Annotated in this window: 21 protein-coding genes; 17 read left to right on the forward strand and 4 right to left on the reverse strand. The window is 36.0% G+C overall.

Going from position 1 to position 24,763, the window contains the following annotated elements:
• Together J0M08_11950 and J0M08_11955 are read left to right on the forward strand one after the other, a co-directional pair.
• A partial coding sequence (locus J0M08_11950) for a hypothetical protein (GenBank protein MBN8703770.1) occupies positions 1–1,352 on the forward strand: 1,352 nt, incomplete at its 5' end.
• Position 1,353: 1 nt separating this feature from the next.
• Entirely contained in the window at positions 1,354–1,680 is a 327-nt protein-coding gene (locus tag J0M08_11955) for a hypothetical protein (GenBank protein ID MBN8703771.1), read from the forward strand.
• Positions 1,681–1,812: 132 nt separating this feature from the next.
• Here the strand turns inward: J0M08_11955 and J0M08_11960 are convergent, their stop codons facing one another.
• The gene (locus J0M08_11960; protein MBN8703772.1) at positions 1,813–2,190 is read right to left on the reverse strand and encodes a helix-turn-helix transcriptional regulator; all 378 of its coding nucleotides are present in this window, start codon (positions 2,188–2,190) and stop codon (positions 1,813–1,815) included.
• 2 nt (positions 2,191–2,192) lie between these two features.
• Entirely contained in the window at positions 2,193–2,561 is a 369-nt protein-coding gene (locus J0M08_11965) for a helix-turn-helix transcriptional regulator (GenBank protein ID MBN8703773.1), read from the reverse strand.
• Between the two features lie 175 nt (positions 2,562–2,736).
• Here J0M08_11965 and J0M08_11970 point away from each other — a divergent pair, with 175 nt between their 5' ends.
• From J0M08_11970 to J0M08_11990, 5 genes are all read left to right on the forward strand, one after another.
• On the forward strand, positions 2,737–5,430 hold the full coding sequence (locus J0M08_11970; protein ID MBN8703774.1) for a toprim domain-containing protein: 2,694 nt from the start codon (positions 2,737–2,739) through the stop codon (positions 5,428–5,430).
• 20 nt (positions 5,431–5,450) lie between these two features.
• Positions 5,451–6,341, forward strand: a complete 891-nt coding sequence (locus J0M08_11975) for a tyrosine-type recombinase/integrase (GenBank protein ID MBN8703775.1) — start codon at positions 5,451–5,453, stop codon at positions 6,339–6,341.
• 3 nt (positions 6,342–6,344) lie between these two features.
• Positions 6,345–7,244: a tyrosine-type recombinase/integrase gene (locus J0M08_11980; protein MBN8703776.1), complete on the forward strand. Its 900-nt coding sequence runs from the start codon at positions 6,345–6,347 to the stop codon at positions 7,242–7,244.
• A gap of 622 nt (positions 7,245–7,866) precedes the next feature.
• Positions 7,867–8,685, forward strand: coding sequence for a hypothetical protein (locus J0M08_11985; protein ID MBN8703777.1), 819 nt, complete (start codon positions 7,867–7,869; stop codon positions 8,683–8,685).
• Position 8,686: 1 nt separating this feature from the next.
• Positions 8,687–9,013, forward strand: coding sequence for a hypothetical protein (locus tag J0M08_11990; protein MBN8703778.1), 327 nt, complete (start codon positions 8,687–8,689; stop codon positions 9,011–9,013).
• Positions 9,014–9,145: 132 nt separating this feature from the next.
• Here the strand turns inward: J0M08_11990 and J0M08_11995 are convergent, their stop codons facing one another.
• Both J0M08_11995 and J0M08_12000 read right to left on the reverse strand, forming a co-directional pair.
• A complete protein-coding gene (locus J0M08_11995) occupies positions 9,146–9,523 on the reverse strand; it encodes a helix-turn-helix transcriptional regulator (GenBank protein MBN8703779.1) in 378 nt (125 codons plus the stop codon).
• A gap of 2 nt (positions 9,524–9,525) precedes the next feature.
• Positions 9,526–9,894 (reverse strand): helix-turn-helix transcriptional regulator, encoded by a 369-nt coding sequence (locus J0M08_12000; GenBank protein MBN8703780.1) that lies wholly within the window; start codon positions 9,892–9,894, stop codon positions 9,526–9,528.
• 175 nt (positions 9,895–10,069) lie between these two features.
• Here J0M08_12000 and J0M08_12005 point away from each other — a divergent pair, with 175 nt between their 5' ends.
• From J0M08_12005 to J0M08_12050, 10 genes are all read left to right on the forward strand, one after another.
• On the forward strand, positions 10,070–12,763 hold the full coding sequence (locus J0M08_12005; GenBank protein MBN8703781.1) for a toprim domain-containing protein: 2,694 nt from the start codon (positions 10,070–10,072) through the stop codon (positions 12,761–12,763).
• Positions 12,764–12,783: 20 nt separating this feature from the next.
• Positions 12,784–13,674, forward strand: coding sequence for a tyrosine-type recombinase/integrase (locus J0M08_12010; protein ID MBN8703782.1), 891 nt, complete (start codon positions 12,784–12,786; stop codon positions 13,672–13,674).
• A gap of 3 nt (positions 13,675–13,677) precedes the next feature.
• A complete protein-coding gene (locus J0M08_12015) occupies positions 13,678–14,577 on the forward strand; it encodes a tyrosine-type recombinase/integrase (protein ID MBN8703783.1) in 900 nt (299 codons plus the stop codon).
• A 622-nt stretch (positions 14,578–15,199) separates the two neighbouring features.
• Positions 15,200–16,099, forward strand: a complete 900-nt coding sequence (locus J0M08_12020) for a hypothetical protein (protein ID MBN8703784.1) — start codon at positions 15,200–15,202, stop codon at positions 16,097–16,099.
• Positions 16,100–17,108: 1,009 nt separating this feature from the next.
• Positions 17,109–18,695, forward strand: a complete 1,587-nt coding sequence (locus J0M08_12025) for a hypothetical protein (GenBank protein ID MBN8703785.1) — start codon at positions 17,109–17,111, stop codon at positions 18,693–18,695.
• Positions 18,696–18,808: 113 nt separating this feature from the next.
• Positions 18,809–19,753 carry a tyrosine-type recombinase/integrase gene (locus J0M08_12030; GenBank protein ID MBN8703786.1) on the forward strand — a complete coding sequence of 315 codons (945 nt, stop codon included), beginning with the start codon at positions 18,809–18,811 and terminating at the stop codon, positions 19,751–19,753.
• Entirely contained in the window at positions 19,753–20,628 is an 876-nt protein-coding gene (locus J0M08_12035) for a tyrosine-type recombinase/integrase (GenBank protein MBN8703787.1), read from the forward strand. The genes J0M08_12030 and J0M08_12035 overlap by 1 nt, the downstream gene beginning before the upstream one ends.
• A gap of 43 nt (positions 20,629–20,671) precedes the next feature.
• On the forward strand, positions 20,672–21,598 hold the full coding sequence (locus J0M08_12040) for a sensor histidine kinase (GenBank protein MBN8703788.1): 927 nt from the start codon (positions 20,672–20,674) through the stop codon (positions 21,596–21,598).
• 55 nt (positions 21,599–21,653) lie between these two features.
• Positions 21,654–22,013 (forward strand): DUF4325 domain-containing protein, encoded by a 360-nt coding sequence (locus J0M08_12045; GenBank protein MBN8703789.1) that lies wholly within the window; start codon positions 21,654–21,656, stop codon positions 22,011–22,013.
• 188 nt (positions 22,014–22,201) lie between these two features.
• On the forward strand, positions 22,202–24,763 hold the full coding sequence (locus J0M08_12050; GenBank protein MBN8703790.1) for a hypothetical protein: 2,562 nt from the start codon (positions 22,202–22,204) through the stop codon (positions 24,761–24,763).

Consider the following 24,763-nt stretch of genomic DNA (forward strand, 5'->3'; position numbering starts at 1 on the left):
ATAATTCAGCAAGTACGATAAACAGCAATAACAATTATTCCTATTCAGAAATAGGGGAATTGAAAAAGGATGTGTGGGATAGTATATCAAATATTGTAAGAAGAGCAGATGGAAAAATACTTTCTATCACGAGAACAGCAGGTTGCACTCGCCCTAACCTATCTTACGATTACGATCCAATGGGTAAACGAATTGCTAAACATACCTTTGACAATGGCAATGCGTGGATACAAAGTGAGTACTACATAAAAGATGCAACAGGCAATACGATGAGTACGTATGTCTATAAAGATGGTTCGTTTGCAAAAACGGAAGATCATTTATATGGCAGTAGTTCTTTAGGAATAATACAAGACAGTTTAGAAATGATTGGAGCGTATGTAGATACTGTTTATTTTAGCCATGTGTTAGGCAAAAAGCAGTACAGTGGAAGTAATCATTTGGGTAACGTACTCAGCACATTCAGCGACATCAAAATCCCATTAGACCAAAACAGTAACGATACTATCGATGGATATATGGCAGACATTACTTCTGCAAAAGATTATGATGCTTTTGGGGAGTATTTAACAAACAGAAATTTCAGTAGAAATAAATATCCTAACTCTTTTAACGGAAAAAGAGATGATGGTGAGATGTTTGGATGGCAAGACTATGGCTTCAGAAACTATATGAAAGCTGCTAGAAGGTTCGATAGGGTTGATCCTTTATATCAAGAGTACTCTTACCTATCGACCTATCAATTTGGATCAAATATGCCAACAGTTGCAAAAGATATTGATGGATTAGAAGCCGATATTAAATTTGAATATGCTAAATCAAATCAGTTTGTTGGTAATGGAATGGATGAAGAGGATAAGAAAATTTATCAAGAATCTTTTGATAATATTGTAACTCCTTTTGCTACTTCTATATTAGTGGGACCTATTATAGGAAAAGCATTTCAGGGAGTAGGGTATTTATATAAGGCATATAAAACAGAAAATGCGATTGTAAAAGTATCGAAAGCAAAACAAGTATTACAGAATGCAGAGAAAGGTGCTAATTTCGAAAAAGAAGGTATAAAAAAACTTTCCGAGACCCAAGATAATGTTGTTGAACAAATAACAGTAAAATCAAATAAGTCAGGCGTAAAAACAAGACTTGATGCGGTTGGTACTGATAAAGCTACTGGCAAAGTAAAGCTTACTGATTTTAAGTCTTCCTCTACAGCCCCACTTACAAAAAATCAAAAAATAGGATATCCTGAGATTGAAGAAGCTGGGGGAATTATTATGGGGAAAGGAAAGCCTCCATATGTAGGTGGAACCGAAATTCCACCCACTTTAGTAGATATTATAAAACCTAAGTAAGATGTCAATTATAGATAAAATTAAAATAGATGCCGTTGGCACAGATAAATTAACTGGTGAAATAATTCTAACAATTTTTGACCATTTGGATTGGGAAAATGTCCAATTTCATTTAGAATCATTGCAGGATAAATTAAACTCATATATTGAATTTATTGAAGGGAAACAAGTTTTTGAAGACTATCCAGATAGTAAAGATGGAAGGTTAGTAATTGAGATTGTAAGTAAATATGAATATTCTACTGAAGGACTTGATTATCTAAAAAAAGTAAAACCAATTATTCAATCTATTGGAGCAGATGTAAGGCAAAGGCTTCATAAAGATTGAGGTAACGCACCAAAACTATCTGAGCAATTTTAAAGACAAAGGCTACCGAAAATCGGTAGCCTTTTGTTTTTGTATTTATTTAAAGGGTTGTGTGTTGGCGCAAAGGTGTAGGAAAACCAACAATGGCAGTGGTTACGCGATTTTAACTTTTTTAATTTTTAGTTTTTTATCCGTTTCGTTGTACACGTATTTCGCTTTGTCCTGTCGAATTAACACATCCAGAGTTGTAATAAGCAGTTCTTTGTTATCAGCATTCATAGCTTGAATATCATCGAACTTATCAAGCCAGTTAGTGTCAATATTTTGAGAAATCCTTCCCGCAATAAAATCAAGCGACACATCCAATACATCAGTAATTTTAATTATTTCAGTCAGAGAAGGAATATATACATCCAGTTCAATAGAGTGCATCACATCCTCTGTAATTCCGGTTTTAAGAGCGATATCCGCAAGTGTTAACTTGCGCTGCTTACGAACAATAGTAATTCTATCACCGATAGTTAATACCATTTTTATGCAACCAATTGTTGATGTATAGAGCTTTTAAAAATAAACCCATCGAGGAATTCAATCAGTAAGCCTTTTTTCTCTTCCGGCAGCTCTTCAATTTTCTTAAACTGTATAAGCAGGCGTTCATCCTTTAACATATCAGTCGCTTTATTATCAAGAGTACCATTCATTAAAAAATCCGGGCTAACCTCCAACGCTTTAGCTATCCTATTAAGCACATCAGCCGAAGGCGCAGCGTCCCCACGCTCATAGCGACCAATGTTGGTATAATGCACCTTAGCTAGTTTAGCTAAATCCTGTTGCGAAACTCCTTTAGTTGTGCGAGCATCCTTTAAACGGGTAGCTAATGTTGCCTTTATCTGCTTTTTCATACTATCAATACTTTAATGTGAAAATACTTATTAACAGCACAAAGATAGATTATGCGCACATAAAAGCATTGTTTTATGAAGCGCATGTGAATAACTTTCGTAAAGGTGCTATTTATTGATAATGCTAATAAGTTAAGTTTGTAGCGTAAACGCACAATTTAAAAATTATCAACAAATGGATATAAAAGACATCAAACAACAGCTTCCCATTGTAAAAGTGTTACAACAGTATCATCTTAAAATAGATAACAACAGGGCCTTGTGTCCCTTCCACAATGACAAAAGCCCGAGTTTACAAATCTATCCGGAAACTAATACTTATTGCTGCTTCAGTAGTAACTGCACAGCCGGCACAGGCGACCAGATACAGTTTATAGAACTGTATGAAAAATGCACCAAGCATGAAGCCTTAGTAAAGGCAACAGAAATGATAACAGGAAATAGTCCGGCAATACCACTTAGTAAGGTAGCAGTATTACAAAAAATATTTGCCTACTTTAAAAATGCAATACCCAACAGCCCTATTGCCAAAGAGTATATTAAAAGCAGGGCACTCGATTACGATAAACTGGAAATAGGCTACAACACGGCACAATTCCATCATGGCACAAGAAAGGATGAATACCTAATAAAAAGCTGTTTAGAAATAGGACTACTCCAAGACGAAGGCTTGGTAAGCAGAACAGGAGAAAAAGCCTATAAGCCTTTTGGAAAGTTTTGTATTGTGTTCCCATTAAAGAATAAACAAGGGCAAATTGTATCACTGTATTTTAGAAGCACAATTAATGATACTAACCAAAAGCATTACTACTTAAAAAACAGAGAGGGTTTATATCCTCACTATCCAAAAACAGAAACAACAACATTAATACTAACAGAAAGTATCATAGACTGTGCTACGCTATTACAAAACCAATTGCCTTCCCATTGCTCGCTACTGGCTTGTTACGGAACAAATGGTTTAACCACAGAACACATGAAGGCAATCAGAGAATTAAAGAACCTGAAAGAAATAATCTTTGCCTTTGATATGGATGAATCCGGGAAAGCAGCCACGTTAAAATATGCACATGAATTAAAAATTATGAATGAGCAATTAGAAATCAGCCGTATGGAGCTTCCCTGCAAGGATATAAACGAAACAGCTCAGGGGCATGACAGCAGCGTGTTTGAAGAACTGGTAAACAACAGAACTTTTCTTTTTCAATTGAAAAAAGAAACACAATTTTCAGAACCTGCAAACATACTTCCGGTAACTAATAAGCTAGACACTAGAAATAGTGAGCAGCTCCATTACAACACAGAAGCCCTGCAAGTAACACTATTAGGCGGTATCAGCTTACAAAATTTAGACAGGCTGCGCGTAACTATTTACCTGCGCAGGAATCCACATATCAATGCAACCCAAACCATTCGGCAAAACATAGATTTATACCAGGACGATCTAGTAGAAAAATTTATCCGCAAGGCAGCTGAAAAATTAGACCACAGTACAACCCTTATCAGTAGCACCATTGCGGAACTCACAGAAGAACTGGAAGCATGGCGTATTGCACAAATAGAAACTAAAAAATTAACCAAGCCAGTTAGAAAAGAGCTAACCCACGAGGAAAGAGAAGCAGCACTACAGATGCTCCAACAAAAAAACTTAATGGCTTGGACATTGGAGCAGTTGCAGCAAACAGGGATAATAGGAGAAACAGAAAACGCAGGAATTTTATTTACAGCAATGGTAAGCAGATTAAGTGCAGACCCTGTAAGCGTAATATCCTTAAGCCAAAGCGGAACAGGCAAAAGTTATTTACTGGAAAAAGTAGCCAAGTGTTTTCCAAAAGAAGATATTATAGAAAACACACAGTTCACCGATAACAGCTTTTACTATTGGAAAGAAGGCATACGGGGAAAAATCATTTTAATAGAAGACATGGAAGGCGCACAGAATGTAGAATACCCGATGCGTGAATTAATCACAAAAAAATACATTACTAAAACGGTGGTACACAAAGACAGTAAAGGCAACCTGCAAACAGTACAACACAGAGTAGAAGGCCCGGCAACATTTTTGGGCTGTACTACGAAAGAAAAAATCTATGAGGACAATGCCAACAGGTGCGTATTAATATACCTGGACAACAGCAAAGAACAAGATCACAACGTAATGAACTATCAAAAGCAACTACGAGCCGGAATAATAAACGAAGTACGGGAAGAACAAATTAGAGAGAACCTCCAAAACATGCAGCGGTTATTACAATCAAGAAAAGTAATTAATCCGTATGCCCCACTAATTGATTTACCCGAAAGCATATTAAAACCAAGACGAAGCATTGGTATTTTATTGTCCTTTATAGAAGCCATTACCCTGTACCATCAATACCAATGCACTACAAAAGATAATTGCTTAGAAGCGCACCCAAGCCATATAGAATGGGCGTTTAAACTATTAAAAGAAAGTCTGTTCAGAAAGAGTGATGAGCTAAGTGCCGCAACACGAAACTTTTTAGAAAGCGTAAAAGCCATCTTACAAAAGGAAAAGAAAAGTTCATTTTATATGCAGCAGATACGATTAGCATTACACCTACATCCCAGAACTACACAGCGTTATTTATATGAACTGCAACAATACGGCTATCTGAAAATAGCAGGAGGCAATAAATATAAAAAGGGCTACGAATATGAATTAACAGAACTCTCCCGGGATAATAACCTGCAAACTACCATAGAGAAGCACCTTGAACAAGTGATGCAAAAGATATGGAAAGCCTATGAAGAAAAGCATAAGAACGACAGTGCGACAGTAGTGCGACAAAACAACTTTGTCGCACTCAAACATAACAATGGTAAGACTTTGGAAGCAGTGCGACAGTAAATAGTAAAAAAGGGACAGACATGGAACTAAAACAAATCCACTACAAACATTTTGTACTAAGCTTTAAAGAATGGCTGCACATACTAGGCTACGGAGAAACCTGCGTTAACTCGTTTCCAAGAATGCTACAGGAATTTTTTTGTTGGCTGGAAGACAAAAACATACAAACCCTGTCGGAGGTTCAAACAGAGCATTCAGAAAGCTTTATAGAGTATCATAAAACACGAGCCAACAGAAGGAGAGCCGGAGGCATAAGTCCGGGACATATCAACAGATATATAGAAGTGCTCAAAAAGTTTAACGAATATCTGAAGCAGGCAAAAAATTTTGAAATACCTCTAAAAATAGCACGACTGGAAGATGATCCCATTAAAGAAATTGTTATCCTAACCATGGAAGAAATACAAGCTATCTATGGAGTAACCGATAACAGCCACTTTGGAATAAGAGACAGAGCCATGTTGTCAATTTACTACGGATGTGGATTACGGAAAGGAGAAGGTGTACAGCTAGATGTAGAAGATATATTAATAGAAAGGAAATTGGTGCATATTAAAAAAAGCAAAAACAACTATGAACGCCAAATCCCTATAACAACAAGCAATTTAAACCACCTATTGCTTTACCTGCATAACATAAGACCATTACTACTTGCAGATAAAAGCAACGAGAATGCTCTGTTTGTAAGTGAAAGAGGACATCGAATCAGTAAAGATAGATTTTATCAAAGGCTGAAAATACTTTGCTTAAAAGCAGGAATAACAAAGGATATAGGTATACATACTTTACGGCACAGCATTGCAACCCACTTATTACAAAAGGGAATGGAACTGGAAAATATTGCCATGTTTTTAGGACATAAGTGTTTAGACAGTACACAAATCTATACGCACATTCTTAATGAAGAATAGCCCATGAATACAGAATTAACAGTAGAAGAAATACTACAACATTTTGAAAACTGGCTACACACAAGATACCGCTTAAACAGTGTACGAAATATTATAACCGCTGCGGTATCGCTCATGGAATGGTGTAAAGAAAAAAATATAAATCCTATACAGCTTAGCTATGCAGAGCTACTAGGCTATATACAGTTTTGCAGCTCAAATGGTAATGGTAAAACAACTATCAATCAGAAAATAACTGGACTCAAACATTTTTACAATTACTTACAGCTACTTATGATACGGGATGAAAATCCGGTAGAAGAAATTAGAATACGAAATGCAACACGTAAAGTACTTGGTGATATTATTCCTTATGAAACACTGGAGAACCTATATGCTGCATATCCTTTAAACGGTGTCAATAGACAAAGGAACAAAGCCATTATAGGATTAATGGTCTATCAGGCTTTAACTACTGGTGAATTAGAAGCATTAGAGGTAAAAGATTTAAAACTGGAAGAAGGTAAAATTTTTATACCCAGTGTCAGCAGAAGCAATAGCCGTACATTAAAATTAGAAGCACAGCAATTAATACACTTACAAAATTATCTATTAAAGATACGTCCACTATTTATGGCTGTAAGCAGGAAACAAATAACTAAATTATTTATGAGCAGGGGGAAAAGCTCTAAGCTTGGCAATAGTCAATTTAGATTAATAAATGAAATACGCAAAGTAAATCCAGGTATAAAAGATTTAAGACAAATCCGGGCAAGTGTAATAGCACACTGGTATAAGCTGCATCATGCAAGGCAAGTACAATACATGGCAGGACATCGTTATGTAAGCAGTACAGAGCACTATAGAACAAACAGAATAGAAACCCTTCAGGAGCAGTTAGAAAAAATACATCCTATACAATAATCAAGAGTAACACTCGAGCTCGATTCCGATTGTAAAACTTTGGTGGTGTGCTGCTGGTGTGGTATTACAATCGGAATGAGCATCCAAGCGGACTACAAAAAAACTTTCTTGCAATCATATTATCCCGTGCGGAAGTAGCACTACCTACATCTTTTATTGTGCGTGGTCTGCGGGGCTATTTAACATAATGTGCTTATAGGACAGGTTCCCGGCTGCAAGCCCTGCTCCTATAAGATCACATTATGTTAAAATAGTATTTGGGTAGTTTTTATGGCGCATCTTTTTGTTGTGTGGTAGTGCAGCTTATTGTTTTTTTGTTTGTCAGCTAGTAGGCGACAATTAAACAAACAAAACAATGTGCTGCTTTGTGTTGGTACAAAAAGTGTGCGATAAAAACTACAGAAGCGTAAAGGCGCGGGGAACAAGCCAAAAGACCGTGCAAGCCCTGAGGTACGAAGGGCGGGGCTTTTGGCTTGTGGGGCTTATCGGTAAAGGGCTGTAGGTTTTTATACGTATGACATTTTGTTGATAACATTTTCTTTTTTCAATTGAAAAGACTTCAACTGAAAAAGAAAATTAAATACATTTATTAAATCATAAAAAACAAAAACAATACAGTTCTTTGATATTAGATTACTATCCTTTTGGGGAGTATTTAACAAACAGAAATTTCAGTAGAAATAAATATCCTAACTCTTTTAACGGAAAAAGAGATGATGGTGAGATGTTTGGATGGCAAGACTATGGCTTCAGAAACTATATGAAAGCTGCTAGAAGGTTCGATAGGGTTGATCCTTTATATCAAGAGTACTCTTACCTATCGACCTATCAATTTGGATCAAATATGCCAACAGTTGCAAAAGATATTGATGGATTAGAAGCCGATATTAAATTTGAATATGCTAAATCAAATCAGTTTGTTGGTAATGGAATGGATGAAGAGGATAAGAAAATTTATCAAGAATCTTTTGATAATATTGTAACTCCTTTTGCTACTTCTATATTAGTGGGACCTATTATAGGAAAAGCATTTCAGGGAGTAGGGTATTTATATAAGGCATATAAAACAGAAAATGCGATTGTAAAAGTATCGAAAGCAAAACAAGTATTACAGAATGCAGAGAAAGGTGCTAATTTCGAAAAAGAAGGTATAAAAAAACTTTCCGAGACCCAAGATAATGTTGTTGAACAAATAACAGTAAAATCAAATAAGTCAGGCGTAAAAACAAGACTTGATGCGGTTGGTACTGATAAAGCTACTGGCAAAGTAAAGCTTACTGATTTTAAGTCTTCCTCTACAGCCCCACTTACAAAAAATCAAAAAATAGGATATCCTGAGATTGAAGAAGCTGGGGGAATTATTATGGGGAAAGGAAAGCCTCCATATGTAGGTGGAACCGAAATTCCACCCACTTTAGTAGATATTATAAAACCTAAGTAAGATGTCAATTATAGATAAAATTAAAATAGATGCCGTTGGCACAGATAAATTAACTGGTGAAATAATTCTAACAATTTTTGACCATTTGGATTGGGAAAATGTCCAATTTCATTTAGAATCATTGCAGGATAAATTAAACTCATATATTGAATTTATTGAAGGGAAACAAGTTTTTGAAGACTATCCAGATAGTAAAGATGGAAGGTTAGTAATTGAGATTGTAAGTAAATATGAATATTCTACTGAAGGACTTGATTATCTAAAAAAAGTAAAACCAATTATTCAATCTATTGGAGCAGATGTAAGGCAAAGGCTTCATAAAGATTGAGGTAACGCACCAAAACTATCTGAGCAATTTTAAAGACAAAGGCTACCGAAAATCGGTAGCCTTTTGTTTTTGTATTTATTTAAAGGGTTGTGTGTTGGCGCAAAGGTGTAGGAAAACCAACAATGGCAGTGGTTACGCGATTTTAACTTTTTTAATTTTTAGTTTTTTATCCGTTTCGTTGTACACGTATTTCGCTTTGTCCTGTCGAATTAACACATCCAGAGTTGTAATAAGCAGTTCTTTGTTATCAGCATTCATAGCTTGAATATCATCGAACTTATCAAGCCAGTTAGTGTCAATATTTTGAGAAATCCTTCCCGCAATAAAATCAAGCGACACATCCAATACATCAGTAATTTTAATTATTTCAGTCAGAGAAGGAATATATACATCCAGTTCAATAGAGTGCATCACATCCTCTGTAATTCCGGTTTTAAGAGCGATATCCGCAAGTGTTAACTTGCGCTGCTTACGAACAATAGTAATTCTATCACCGATAGTTAATACCATTTTTATGCAACCAATTGTTGATGTATAGAGCTTTTAAAAATAAACCCATCGAGGAATTCAATCAGTAAGCCTTTTTTCTCTTCCGGCAGCTCTTCAATTTTCTTAAACTGTATAAGCAGGCGTTCATCCTTTAACATATCAGTCGCTTTATTATCAAGAGTACCATTCATTAAAAAATCCGGGCTAACCTCCAACGCTTTAGCTATCCTATTAAGCACATCAGCCGAAGGCGCAGCGTCCCCACGCTCATAGCGACCAATGTTGGTATAATGCACCTTAGCTAGTTTAGCTAAATCCTGTTGCGAAACTCCTTTAGTTGTGCGAGCATCCTTTAAACGGGTAGCTAATGTTGCCTTTATCTGCTTTTTCATACTATCAATACTTTAATGTGAAAATACTTATTAACAGCACAAAGATAGATTATGCGCACATAAAAGCATTGTTTTATGAAGCGCATGTGAATAACTTTCGTAAAGGTGCTATTTATTGATAATGCTAATAAGTTAAGTTTGTAGCGTAAACGCACAATTTAAAAATTATCAACAAATGGATATAAAAGACATCAAACAACAGCTTCCCATTGTAAAAGTGTTACAACAGTATCATCTTAAAATAGATAACAACAGGGCCTTGTGTCCCTTCCACAATGACAAAAGCCCGAGTTTACAAATCTATCCGGAAACTAATACTTATTGCTGCTTCAGTAGTAACTGCACAGCCGGCACAGGCGACCAGATACAGTTTATAGAACTGTATGAAAAATGCACCAAGCATGAAGCCTTAGTAAAGGCAACAGAAATGATAACAGGAAATAGTCCGGCAATACCACTTAGTAAGGTAGCAGTATTACAAAAAATATTTGCCTACTTTAAAAATGCAATACCCAACAGCCCTATTGCCAAAGAGTATATTAAAAGCAGGGCACTCGATTACGATAAACTGGAAATAGGCTACAACACGGCACAATTCCATCATGGCACAAGAAAGGATGAATACCTAATAAAAAGCTGTTTAGAAATAGGACTACTCCAAGACGAAGGCTTGGTAAGCAGAACAGGAGAAAAAGCCTATAAGCCTTTTGGAAAGTTTTGTATTGTGTTCCCATTAAAGAATAAACAAGGGCAAATTGTATCACTGTATTTTAGAAGCACAATTAATGATACTAACCAAAAGCATTACTACTTAAAAAACAGAGAGGGTTTATATCCTCACTATCCAAAAACAGAAACAACAACATTAATACTAACAGAAAGTATCATAGACTGTGCTACGCTATTACAAAACCAATTGCCTTCCCATTGCTCGCTACTGGCTTGTTACGGAACAAATGGTTTAACCACAGAACACATGAAGGCAATCAGAGAATTAAAGAACCTGAAAGAAATAATCTTTGCCTTTGATATGGATGAATCCGGGAAAGCAGCCACGTTAAAATATGCACATGAATTAAAAATTATGAATGAGCAATTAGAAATCAGCCGTATGGAGCTTCCCTGCAAGGATATAAACGAAACAGCTCAGGGGCATGACAGCAGCGTGTTTGAAGAACTGGTAAACAACAGAACTTTTCTTTTTCAATTGAAAAAAGAAACACAATTTTCAGAACCTGCAAACATACTTCCGGTAACTAATAAGCTAGACACTAGAAATAGTGAGCAGCTCCATTACAACACAGAAGCCCTGCAAGTAACACTATTAGGCGGTATCAGCTTACAAAATTTAGACAGGCTGCGCGTAACTATTTACCTGCGCAGGAATCCACATATCAATGCAACCCAAACCATTCGGCAAAACATAGATTTATACCAGGACGATCTAGTAGAAAAATTTATCCGCAAGGCAGCTGAAAAATTAGACCACAGTACAACCCTTATCAGTAGCACCATTGCGGAACTCACAGAAGAACTGGAAGCATGGCGTATTGCACAAATAGAAACTAAAAAATTAACCAAGCCAGTTAGAAAAGAGCTAACCCACGAGGAAAGAGAAGCAGCACTACAGATGCTCCAACAAAAAAACTTAATGGCTTGGACATTGGAGCAGTTGCAGCAAACAGGGATAATAGGAGAAACAGAAAACGCAGGAATTTTATTTACAGCAATGGTAAGCAGATTAAGTGCAGACCCTGTAAGCGTAATATCCTTAAGCCAAAGCGGAACAGGCAAAAGTTATTTACTGGAAAAAGTAGCCAAGTGTTTTCCAAAAGAAGATATTATAGAAAACACACAGTTCACCGATAACAGCTTTTACTATTGGAAAGAAGGCATACGGGGAAAAATCATTTTAATAGAAGACATGGAAGGCGCACAGAATGTAGAATACCCGATGCGTGAATTAATCACAAAAAAATACATTACTAAAACGGTGGTACACAAAGACAGTAAAGGCAACCTGCAAACAGTACAACACAGAGTAGAAGGCCCGGCAACATTTTTGGGCTGTACTACGAAAGAAAAAATCTATGAGGACAATGCCAACAGGTGCGTATTAATATACCTGGACAACAGCAAAGAACAAGATCACAACGTAATGAACTATCAAAAGCAACTACGAGCCGGAATAATAAACGAAGTACGGGAAGAACAAATTAGAGAGAACCTCCAAAACATGCAGCGGTTATTACAATCAAGAAAAGTAATTAATCCGTATGCCCCACTAATTGATTTACCCGAAAGCATATTAAAACCAAGACGAAGCATTGGTATTTTATTGTCCTTTATAGAAGCCATTACCCTGTACCATCAATACCAATGCACTACAAAAGATAATTGCTTAGAAGCGCACCCAAGCCATATAGAATGGGCGTTTAAACTATTAAAAGAAAGTCTGTTCAGAAAGAGTGATGAGCTAAGTGCCGCAACACGAAACTTTTTAGAAAGCGTAAAAGCCATCTTACAAAAGGAAAAGAAAAGTTCATTTTATATGCAGCAGATACGATTAGCATTACACCTACATCCCAGAACTACACAGCGTTATTTATATGAACTGCAACAATACGGCTATCTGAAAATAGCAGGAGGCAATAAATATAAAAAGGGCTACGAATATGAATTAACAGAACTCTCCCGGGATAATAACCTGCAAACTACCATAGAGAAGCACCTTGAACAAGTGATGCAAAAGATATGGAAAGCCTATGAAGAAAAGCATAAGAACGACAGTGCGACAGTAGTGCGACAAAACAACTTTGTCGCACTCAAACATAACAATGGTAAGACTTTGGAAGCAGTGCGACAGTAAATAGTAAAAAAGGGACAGACATGGAACTAAAACAAATCCACTACAAACATTTTGTACTAAGCTTTAAAGAATGGCTGCACATACTAGGCTACGGAGAAACCTGCGTTAACTCGTTTCCAAGAATGCTACAGGAATTTTTTTGTTGGCTGGAAGACAAAAACATACAAACCCTGTCGGAGGTTCAAACAGAGCATTCAGAAAGCTTTATAGAGTATCATAAAACACGAGCCAACAGAAGGAGAGCCGGAGGCATAAGTCCGGGACATATCAACAGATATATAGAAGTGCTCAAAAAGTTTAACGAATATCTGAAGCAGGCAAAAAATTTTGAAATACCTCTAAAAATAGCACGACTGGAAGATGATCCCATTAAAGAAATTGTTATCCTAACCATGGAAGAAATACAAGCTATCTATGGAGTAACCGATAACAGCCACTTTGGAATAAGAGACAGAGCCATGTTGTCAATTTACTACGGATGTGGATTACGGAAAGGAGAAGGTGTACAGCTAGATGTAGAAGATATATTAATAGAAAGGAAATTGGTGCATATTAAAAAAAGCAAAAACAACTATGAACGCCAAATCCCTATAACAACAAGCAATTTAAACCACCTATTGCTTTACCTGCATAACATAAGACCATTACTACTTGCAGATAAAAGCAACGAGAATGCTCTGTTTGTAAGTGAAAGAGGACATCGAATCAGTAAAGATAGATTTTATCAAAGGCTGAAAATACTTTGCTTAAAAGCAGGAATAACAAAGGATATAGGTATACATACTTTACGGCACAGCATTGCAACCCACTTATTACAAAAGGGAATGGAACTGGAAAATATTGCCATGTTTTTAGGACATAAGTGTTTAGACAGTACACAAATCTATACGCACATTCTTAATGAAGAATAGCCCATGAATACAGAATTAACAGTAGAAGAAATACTACAACATTTTGAAAACTGGCTACACACAAGATACCGCTTAAACAGTGTACGAAATATTATAACCGCTGCGGTATCGCTCATGGAATGGTGTAAAGAAAAAAATATAAATCCTATACAGCTTAGCTATGCAGAGCTACTAGGCTATATACAGTTTTGCAGCTCAAATGGTAATGGTAAAACAACTATCAATCAGAAAATAACTGGACTCAAACATTTTTACAATTACTTACAGCTACTTATGATACGGGATGAAAATCCGGTAGAAGAAATTAGAATACGAAATGCAACACGTAAAGTACTTGGTGATATTATTCCTTATGAAACACTGGAGAACCTATATGCTGCATATCCTTTAAACGGTGTCAATAGACAAAGGAACAAAGCCATTATAGGATTAATGGTCTATCAGGCTTTAACTACTGGTGAATTAGAAGCATTAGAGGTAAAAGATTTAAAACTGGAAGAAGGTAAAATTTTTATACCCAGTGTCAGCAGAAGCAATAGCCGTACATTAAAATTAGAAGCACAGCAATTAATACACTTACAAAATTATCTATTAAAGATACGTCCACTATTTATGGCTGTAAGCAGGAAACAAATAACTAAATTATTTATGAGCAGGGGGAAAAGCTCTAAGCTTGGCAATAGTCAATTTAGATTAATAAATGAAATACGCAAAGTAAATCCAGGTATAAAAGATTTAAGACAAATCCGGGCAAGTGTAATAGCACACTGGTATAAGCTGCATCATGCAAGGCAAGTACAATACATGGCAGGACATCGTTATGTAAGCAGTACAGAGCACTATAGAACAAACAGAATAGAAACCCTTCAGGAGCAGTTAGAAAAAATACATCCTATACAATAATCAAGAGTAACACTCGAGCTCGATTCCGATTGTAAAACTTTGGTGGTGTGCTGCTGGTGTGGTATTACAATCGGAATGAGCATCCAAGCGGACTACAAAAAAACTTTCTTGCAATCATATTATCCCGTGCGGAAGTAGCACTACCTACATCTTTTATTGTGCGTGGTCTGCGGGGCTATTTAACATAATGTGCTTATAGGACAGGTTCCCGGCTGCAAGCCCTGCTCCTATAAGATCACATTATGTTAAAATAGTATTTGGGTAGTTTTTATGGCGCATCTTTTTGTTGTGTGGTAGTGCAGCTTATTGTTTTTTTGTTTGTCAGCTAGTAGGCGACAATTAAACAAACAAAACAATGTGCTGCTTTGTGTTGGTACAAAAAGTGTGCGATAAAAACTACAGAAGCGTAAAGGCGCGGGGAACAAGCCAAAAGACCGTGCAAGCCCTGAGGTACGAAGGGCGGGGCTTTTGGCTTGTGGGGCTTATCGGTAAAGGGCTGTAGGTTTTTATACGTATGACATTTTGTTGATAACATTTTCTTTTTTCAATTGAAAAGACTTCAACTGAAAAAGAAAATTAAATACATTTATTAAATCATAAAAAACAAAAACAATACAGTTCTTTGATATTAGATTACTATCCTTTTGGGTCTTACTTAACGAATCGTAATTTTAATCGAAATGAGTATCCAAACAGTTTTAACGGTAAGAGAGAGGATAACGAATTGTTTGGTTGGCAGGATTATGGCTTCAGAAATTATATGAAAGCTGCGAGGCGGTTCGACAGGCATGATGAATTATTTATAAATAAAAAGTATCCTGAGCTAAGTCCGTTCCAATTTGCAGGGAACTCGCCAATTTTAGCTATTGATGTAGATGGACTTGAGCCAGAAGCTATTAATGAAGGAGTAGAAGTATTAGTTATTGTTGTCCATGGAAAAGAAGCAAATCCTCCAAAAACAAATCAAACACAAGTAAAAAATAATCCTGCTGCAACAAGTTCTAAAAACGATTTAAATATTTTATCTGATTTAGAAAAGAATCAACCTTTTATTCAGGTTGTTCAGTATTCTTCCTCAGAAGGTACGGTTACAAAAGATGATATAAAACAAACAATAAAAAATCTCAATAGTATTAATCCTAATGCTAAATTAATACTCGTTGGTCACAGTTTAGGCGCAGACAACTTAGTTGAATTAGTCAAGGAAAATCCTGAAATTAAAGTAGATCGATTATATACAATTGATATTTCCTCACCTGGCTGGGACGATTCTGATATTCCTAGCAATGTTAATTTTAATATAAACTATTATCAATCGAATTTTGGAGAAGCTGGAGGAGAAGAAACTTCTGCACAATTTGGAAACGAAAATAGTGTTATCGAGAATATTAAGGTTAAAAATACAAGCCATAGAACTATAGATAGTGATGTTTCAGGTACAATATTTAATCAGATTAAGAATATTGTAGAAAAAAAGAATCCAGCACCTCCTCCAGGAGGATCTGCACCATCACAAGACTAAAACAAGTTATATGAAAAAGCAAAAAATAATAGAGCAGATAGTGCCCCTATTTGCATTAGTTGTCCAATATTATATTTCACCGAATGAAACTTATGCACTTATTTTTAGCACTATACTAATTACGGTTGAGATTATGCGCACAATTAGATTGTTTCAGGATAAGACCAATAATGAAAAGCCTGTCCTCATAAGAAAAGTTGTTTTTAATGGATTTATTGTGTTAGTATCATTGTATCTACTTGTACTCCGATTATTATTGACGACTGGTGAGCATGGAATTTTACAAAGTTTATTATGGGGTCTGTAAAAAATAAGGTCGTGATCTGATTGTCACCTGATTTTTATTGTTAAATCAGGTGGCTTGTGTGTCGGGGCAAAGGTGTAGAGAACCGGCTCGCGCGGATTTGCAATCCGTGCGAACATATTTGCATGTGAGTTAAGTTATCCGTGCCAGATTTATAAAATATTTCAATTACAGGGCAAGATGTAAGAATATCTACACCGACATTCTTCCGAGATATACACAAAATGTCTTTAAAAGTATATACCCAAAAAATATTTTAAAAAAATTTTTCTCTTATATAAGTCAAAAAACAGCACTTTTCTACAATTTTTGTTCTTAATCAAAAAAGTGGCTAACTCAACAACCATAAGGCGTAGTCACCAAAAATTGCAATTTTGCAAAATTACATTTTTACAAAATTATAATTTTACATTTATTCCCTTGCAGCCCTTTGGCAATAAGGCTTACAATAATAATTACCTACTTCCGTTTTTCTAAAAAACAGCTGTTTACAAACACAAAGTGCACCCCCTATTATTGTCGTCCGATGTGTGTAGAAAACACACCATTTAGCGGATTATTTATGCTGTATCCGGTGTGTCCCGGATAGTATAAACTAAACTTTAACAAAACTCAACACCCTTTTCTTGGTGGCTTAGCGCTGCCATGACTCGGGCTACCTATTGCATTTTTTCAATTACAAACCAACTTTTAAAACAAATTACCATGAAACAATCACAAGAAGAACTCAAAAAAATTATTACTAAAGCTAACACACTAAAGGTTGTAGAAAAACAACCGGAGTCGAAACTGCAATTTGTACATGAACAAAAAACGTTGTTTACAGGTAAGTTAAATAATTACCAAGTGCTTGGAAACCTCTCTAGCGATTTAAGCTGCTTGCCAATAACCTTGCTCATCGAAATGCCACAAACCTTGCAGCGAGAGCGCTATAAGATAGACCTATACGAAAAAGTACAAGTAACAAACTTGGCAGCAACTATTTCAGCGCAATTTTTTCAAGACGAACAGCTGCTGCTAGAGGAGTTACAAGAACTTACTAGCGCTCTAGAAAACTACCGCGAAACAACCTGGGCTACAATCCAAGGCAGCATTAAAACACACCCAGCGGCAATAGCTCCTAAAGAAAACAAAAAAGAGATACTAGATTTTTTATCTGCCCCTAACCTATTTGAGCGAATAGATAAATTGTTGGAACAAGCAGGAGTTGTTGGCGAGGAGCTAAACCGGAAACTATTGTTTTTAATTGCGTTGAGCTACAAAACAAAAGTTCCGATGCATGCTGCTATCGAGGACGAAGAAGACAACAACCTATTAAATACTATTGCTCGCTGTTTCCCAAGCGATGAGGTTGTTCATATTTCGCGAGCAACAGCCAAGTCGTTCTATTACTACAACCACAATCAGTTGGATGGAAAACTACTTGTAGTTACAGGTTTTCTGGAATTTCACAAAGAAGCACAACAGGCATTTGTAAGCCTACAAAAAAATGGAGAACTGCATACCTCGCTCACCTACAAAAATAGAAATGGACAATTAGCAAGCACCATAAAACATGTAAGTGGGAGCTTTGCTTCACTGGTAGCTAGCGATAGTCCGTTTGGCAAAAAAACTCCCGTTGGTTTTCTAGTACATAAAGACAAACCCTCTGTAAATAGAGCAAATGCAGTAAACAACTTTGTTTCAAGGAGCAGAACTATTCATTCTCCGGCAGCAGAAGAGGCAAGAATATTTTTGCAACGCTGTACTAATCAATTGCAAAAAGTAGAGATTCATAATCCGTTTATATTAAATGCAGATATCCCCGCTGAAAATAGTATCAAACAAATTGCTTTGGAAATGCTTGATTCGCTTGTACATGTAGTGGCGTACTTACATCAATATCAGCGCAAAAAAAACAGTAATGGTATTGTACAAGTAACTGAACAAGATATAATACTAGCCATTGAATTAGTTACCGATTGGTGCTACCAAGAACAAGACGGGTTGGGCTCACACGTGTATTTATTATTTGAAGCACTAAAAAATTATGTTCGAAAAACTGCTCCTGATAACCCTTCCAACTATAGTTTTATGCAGCGTGAGATACGTTCGGCACTCAACGTAAGTAAAAGCAAATGTGATAGAATTTTTTCAGTACTCGTAGAACGCGATTTTCTGGTGATAACAGGAGGCAACAAAAACAAAGGCTACTGCTATAAAATTAGCACGTGGGAAGTTTGTCTTTACGAAATAAAACAAATTAAGCAGCAACTAATGAGCTGCTATAACCTACCAAATTTTCCACCATAACACTTGTGACTCACGAGTGCCGTGGGACGCTAGAATGCCCACCGGATAAAGAGAAATGGCTTGCGTTCCACCCATAAATCAATTTACATAAACGATACTAAAAAACAACAACTATGCACTTTTTAAAACTAAACAACCGCACATACAAGATGCTGTATCATCAATTTGACAATCTACTTATTGCAAAAGGCTATAGCAGAGCCAAAGAACATTTTTACAGTAACATGATGAAGGAGTTTTTATTCTTTATCGAAAACAGTGGAATCAATTCCATACAACAAGTAAACGGCAACCATATACTAGCCTACTACAACTATTTAAGAGAACGTCCCAATCAGCGAAGAGCAGGAGGCTTGAGCGATTCGGCTATTCGCAGTAAAATGTTCTCTTTGCGTTTGTTCTTTAATCATTTGGTTGAGTCAGGAATACTCAATGCATCGCCTGTGTATTTGCCAAGTACAATTGCTTTTAAAAGCACAGGACGCAAGGTGCTTAGCAAAGAAGAAGTAATGCAATTATACTCAGCCTGCAAGAATTCTTTCGAAAAAGCGTTGCTAGCTTTAGCCTACGGCTGTGGACTTCGTAAAACTGAAATTTTTAAATTGAATGTGTCGGATATCTATTTTACAGAAAACTCGCTGTTGATTCGTTGTGGCAAACTAAACAAAACCAGAACAGTGCCTCTTTCTGCTTCGGTAGCAGCTCATTTAAAAGAATACATTGTAAACGAACGCACGACTCATACTGCGGGAAATGCCTATAATCCAGCGTTTTTCATCACCCCGTCAGGAGCACGTGTAAAAGCAGATCGGTTTTACGAGTGCATCAAGCGTTTGGTAAAGAGAACAAATAATCCTGCTTTGCAAAACAAGCAAGTGGGACTCCACACCCTTCGTCATAGCATAGCCACACACCTGGCAGATAATGGCGCTGATATTGACTTTATACGTGAATTCTTGGGACATGTACTTTTAGATACTACCCATATCTATTGCAAGCATCGTAAACAAAAACAACGTATTACAGAAGCTATTAACCATTCTAAAATTGCAGCCTAATGGAATTTTATAAAAACTATTTGGTAGAGAAGAATTTCTCTGCATCTACCATACGAAAGTATGTATTTGAAACGAAGCGTTTCCTGCTAGAGCATCCAAACGCAAAATACTATTGCTATAGTAACCTGGTTGATTATATGCATAGTATAAGCAACGCACCCATTGCGCTCACAACAAGAAAAATCAAACTTCAGGTGGTAAAAAAATATTTCGATTTTTTGATAGAGACCGGAGCAATACAGCATCACCCTTGTTCTTCCTTGTATATAAAAGGAAATACCAAGCGAGGAATTATATTTTATGACTTATTTACTTCTGCCGAACTGGAGTTGTTGCTTAATCGAACGGAGCGTTACGAGCATCTAGCAATTAAAAACAAACTGATAATTTCTTTTTTAATTTATCAGGGTTTGTTACCGCAAGAAATTTGCGGATTAAAATTAAAGCACATAGATGCTGAATCGCAGAATGTATTTATAAAGGGTGGACGAATTCATTTAGCAAGAAGACTGCCCTTACAGCCATTGCAAATAGTACTATTAGAGGAGTATTTGAATAACACGCGTAATCGATTACTAAAAACCGCTAAACAAAAAACAGATTTTCTGTTACTTAATTTTAGAGGGAAGCCTATAACCGTTGAAGATGTTGGCACGTTAGTAGAATCGTTTAGGTATTTGTTCCCTGAGCGAAAGCTCAATACCAAGACCATACGAGATAGCGTGTTGAGCAATTTGTTTAAAGAAAAAAACTATTTACTCGAAGAAGTTCAATACATAGCAGGACATCGATGGGTGTCTTCAACCTTGCGCCTGAAGCCAACTAATCAAGCACTGCAACATAAACTTATTAGTAAGTTTCATCCGTTGGGGTGATAGATTTATTAAATTGATTTGCTACATTAGATACAACTAGAATATGGAATTAAGAATTGAAATACCAACTCACATCTCAGATAACTTTGGGGATCCACTTTTTTATTTTATTAATACTATTTTGAATGTAAATAATTCAAAAGCAGAAATTTTTCATTTTGACTTTAATAATTGCATGTTTATTAATCCTTTTATTATAGGAGGGTTGACGAGTATTGCGCACTATCAAAGGTTGAAGGGTAAAAAAGTTCATTACACTTTCAACAAACAAAACGAATCAATTTCTAATTACTTTAAAACTGTCTATTTCCCTGATGGGTTCAATTATCAGGAGTCGCAGTTTCAAAACCTAGATACTTTTTTTGAAAATTACCATTCGAAAACATATATTCCTTTAATCGCTTTTCCTGCAGGAAAAAAAGAAATAGAAAACAAGATTCGTGAAAAAGTTATTTCTGCAATAAATAGTATTCTTAAAGATCAATTGAAGTTAAAGGGTTATGTTTTGATGGCGATTTTCTATATGATAGATGAATTAACGCAAAACATTACCGATCATTCCGGATCTAATAAGGGAATTTTATTTGCACAATTTTATCCAACTAAAAATTTTATGGATATCTGTATTGCAGATTATGGAAAAGGATTGCTACAATCTTATATTGATGCCGGTAAACATAATCCAAAATCTGACGAAGAAGCTATAAATTTTGCTATTTTTGGCAAATCCACTAAAAATTTACCAGAAAGTAGAGGTTTTGGCTTATCTACGTCAAGAAGAATATTAGTTGAGGGATTAAAGGGGAAATTTTGTATTTATTCAGGAAATGCCTTTTTCGTACAAGACATTGAAAGAGAAGAGCTTATAGCCCTAGAAGAAGGATATTATTATAAAGGTTGTTATGTAGCCTTGCGAATTCCAATTTTAACAAACGAGCAATTTAATTTATATGATTACGTTGGTAACTAATAAACTTATTTTGCGTAAAAGCTAAATGCTATTAAATTTGTAATTAATCATAGATATGAAAGCTGTTTTACACATATTAGTTTCTGAAGAATTAAGTGACCTTCTCAATACTCGTGAAGCAGCCACTGAATTAATTAATTCTATTCGCAAAAATCCTTGCTCTATTGTTGAATTAGATTTTTCTAATGTGGAATTTATGTCAAGGTCATTTGCCGATCAACTTTATAAGGAGCAACAAGAAGTACAAAAGGAATTGAAAGTAGTTATACATATAGTAAATGCCAATGAGGAAATTATTAATATGCTTAGAGCTGTAAAGCTTACACAAAACATTGTTAACCGGGCATATACTCAAATACCAGTTTACAAATATACTGATGCTTCGATGCTGAGAAACTATCTTCTGTCAGTATAATTTCTTTTTCAATCTCAAATACAATAAACATATATTTCTCATCTCTTTTCGAAAATTTACCATTCAATCGTTAATAAAATTCAAAAATAAATTACATTTGAAAAAAGTGAACACGTTCCTTGACATATTGTTAAAAAACACTCACAACCCACTACAGCTACGACCTGCATGGGAACGTAAAAAGCTTATTGATAGACAACCAAAAACTATGGTATGATTTGGTAAATAGTGGAATGGATCCGGATGATGCGCAAGCCTTTAGGTATAAGAAAGTAGATTACGAGTACGACTTAATCAGCGGCAAAGTAAATACCATAGCGTACCAACAAGGCAAGGCTGACCGCTTCTACCACCATTATGAGTACGATGCAGACAACCGAATAACAGAAGTATATAGCAGCACGTATCCCAATGCCGTATGGCGCAATTTACAAGCCGACCCTACATGGAATTTAGATGCCAAGTATTTTTACTACAAACACGGACCACTTGCTAGAGTAGAATACGGAGAAAACCAAGTACAGGGGCAAGACTTTGTGTACACCCTGCAAGGTTGGATAAAGGGAGTAAACAGCAATACGCTTGATAAGACGAGAGACATCGGAAATGATGGCAACCACTCCACTCAATTTACCCTTCAAAACGCTACCTTTGCCCAAGACGCATTTGGGTATAGCTTAAATTATTTTGATGGCGATTATTCTGCTATTGACACCAGCAGATGGAATACCATCACCAAACGTTTTGAAGCAGATAAAACAGGCAGTAACTGGATGGCAGAACGACACGATTTATTTAACGGCAATATAAGCGCAATGGCTACAACCTTGATGCAACCGGTAACACCAACGTACAATGCGGTGTACTCCCCTACCGTATTGCCTTTAGGGAATGCGTATAAATACGACCAATTGAATCGTATCATTCAAAGCCGTTCGTTCAACGATCTTACTTCTGTTTCCAACAGTTGGGGTTCAGGAGGATTGTATGAGGGAACCTACCAGCAGCTTTTTACGTATGATGCCAATGGAAATATGTTAACAGCTACTGTAAATAACGATGCGGGATTTGCCATCGATAACCAAGATTATCGTTATCAAACGGTAGGCGGAGTACGATTAAATAATAGGTTGTATGCCATCAACGACAGTGCAACATCAACAGGAGGATTTGATTTAACAGATCAGATTGCCTTTGATAATTCAGCAAGTACGATAAACAGCAATAACAATTATTCCTATTCAGAAATAGGGGAATTGAAAAAGGATGTGTGGGATAGTATATCAAATATTGTAAGAAGAGCAGATGGAAAAATACTTTCTATTACTCGAACTACTGGTTGTACTAGACCAAACATAAAATACGATTACGACCCAATGGGTAAACGAATTGCTAAACATACCTTTGACAATAGCAATGCATGGATACAAAGTGAGTACTATATAAAAGATGCCACAGGCAATACCATGAGTACGTATGTCTATAAAGATGGTTCGTTTGCAAAAACGGAAGATCATTTGTATGGTAGTAGCAGCTTAGGTATTGTGCAAGACAGTTTAGAAATGATTGGAGCGTATGTAGATACTGTTTATTTTAGCCATGTGTTAGGCAAAAAGCAATATAGTGGAAGTAATCATTTAGGGAATGTACTAAGCACATTCAGCGACATCAAAATCCCACTCGACCAGAACAACAACGACACAATTGATTCTTATGTAGCTGATATTAGTTCTTCTAAGGATTATGGGGCGTTTGGGGAGTACCTGACCAACAGAAACTTTAACCGTAATGAGTATCCCAACTCCTTCAATGGCAAACGTGATGACAATGAATTGTTTGGGTGGCAGGATTACGGAAGTCGAAATTATTTGAAATCGCGAAGAACTTATGATGTAATAGACGCTAGACATAGAAAAAATTCTAATGAAAGTCCGTATATTTTTGTAAGCAATAATCCAATTTGTCATATTGATGTAAATGGTGAAGAAAAAATTGTTGTATCTGGTTCGGAACACCCTGGTAGATATGGTTTGAATTTTGTGCTGCCAGCAATGAAACAATTACATAATATACAGAAAAACAATTCCAAGAATGAACGAGTTGCATGGTTAGTTTTTGAAAAAGGTTATTCCACAAAACAACTAATACAAATGAATAGATGGGCAGAAAGAAATGGGGTTGCAATGATTACAGTAAAATCCGCTGATGAAGTTGTTAATTATATTAATAGCGGAATTAAAGAAGGACCTAATTTTTCTAGTATCAGAAAAGAAGACCCAATAACTCAGGTTAATATGTTTAGTCATGGCGTTCCTGGAAATATTTCTTTTGGTTATGGGAATTCAGATGTGGAGCAAAAGTATTCATTTACAGAAGCTCAAGCTAAAAAGTTAAATCCAAATGCATTTGAAACAAATGCTTCATGTACAATTTTCGCCTGTAGAATTGGTGCGGGAAAGAGTGTAAATGATTTCACATTTGATACCGATCCAGAAAAGAGTTTAGCACAAGCTATTGCAGATCAAACAGGCATGTCAGTAAATGCTTGGCAATCCAGAACAGAATATTCAGGAATATTAAATGCATCATATTTGGATGATTTGACTGGAAAGTCAACAAATAGAAGCGTTACAGGTGATTCTTGGTTCCAAAATATTGAGCAAATAGAATTACCAACTACTGGAACAACTCCATGGATGTCTCCAGGTCAAACAGAATATAAGAAAAATGAAACTCCAAAAGTTAAATAA

This window comes from Bacteroidota bacterium, from assembly GCA_017303975.1.
Lineage (GTDB): Bacteria > Bacteroidota > Bacteroidia > JAFLBG01 > JAFLBG01 > JAFLBG01.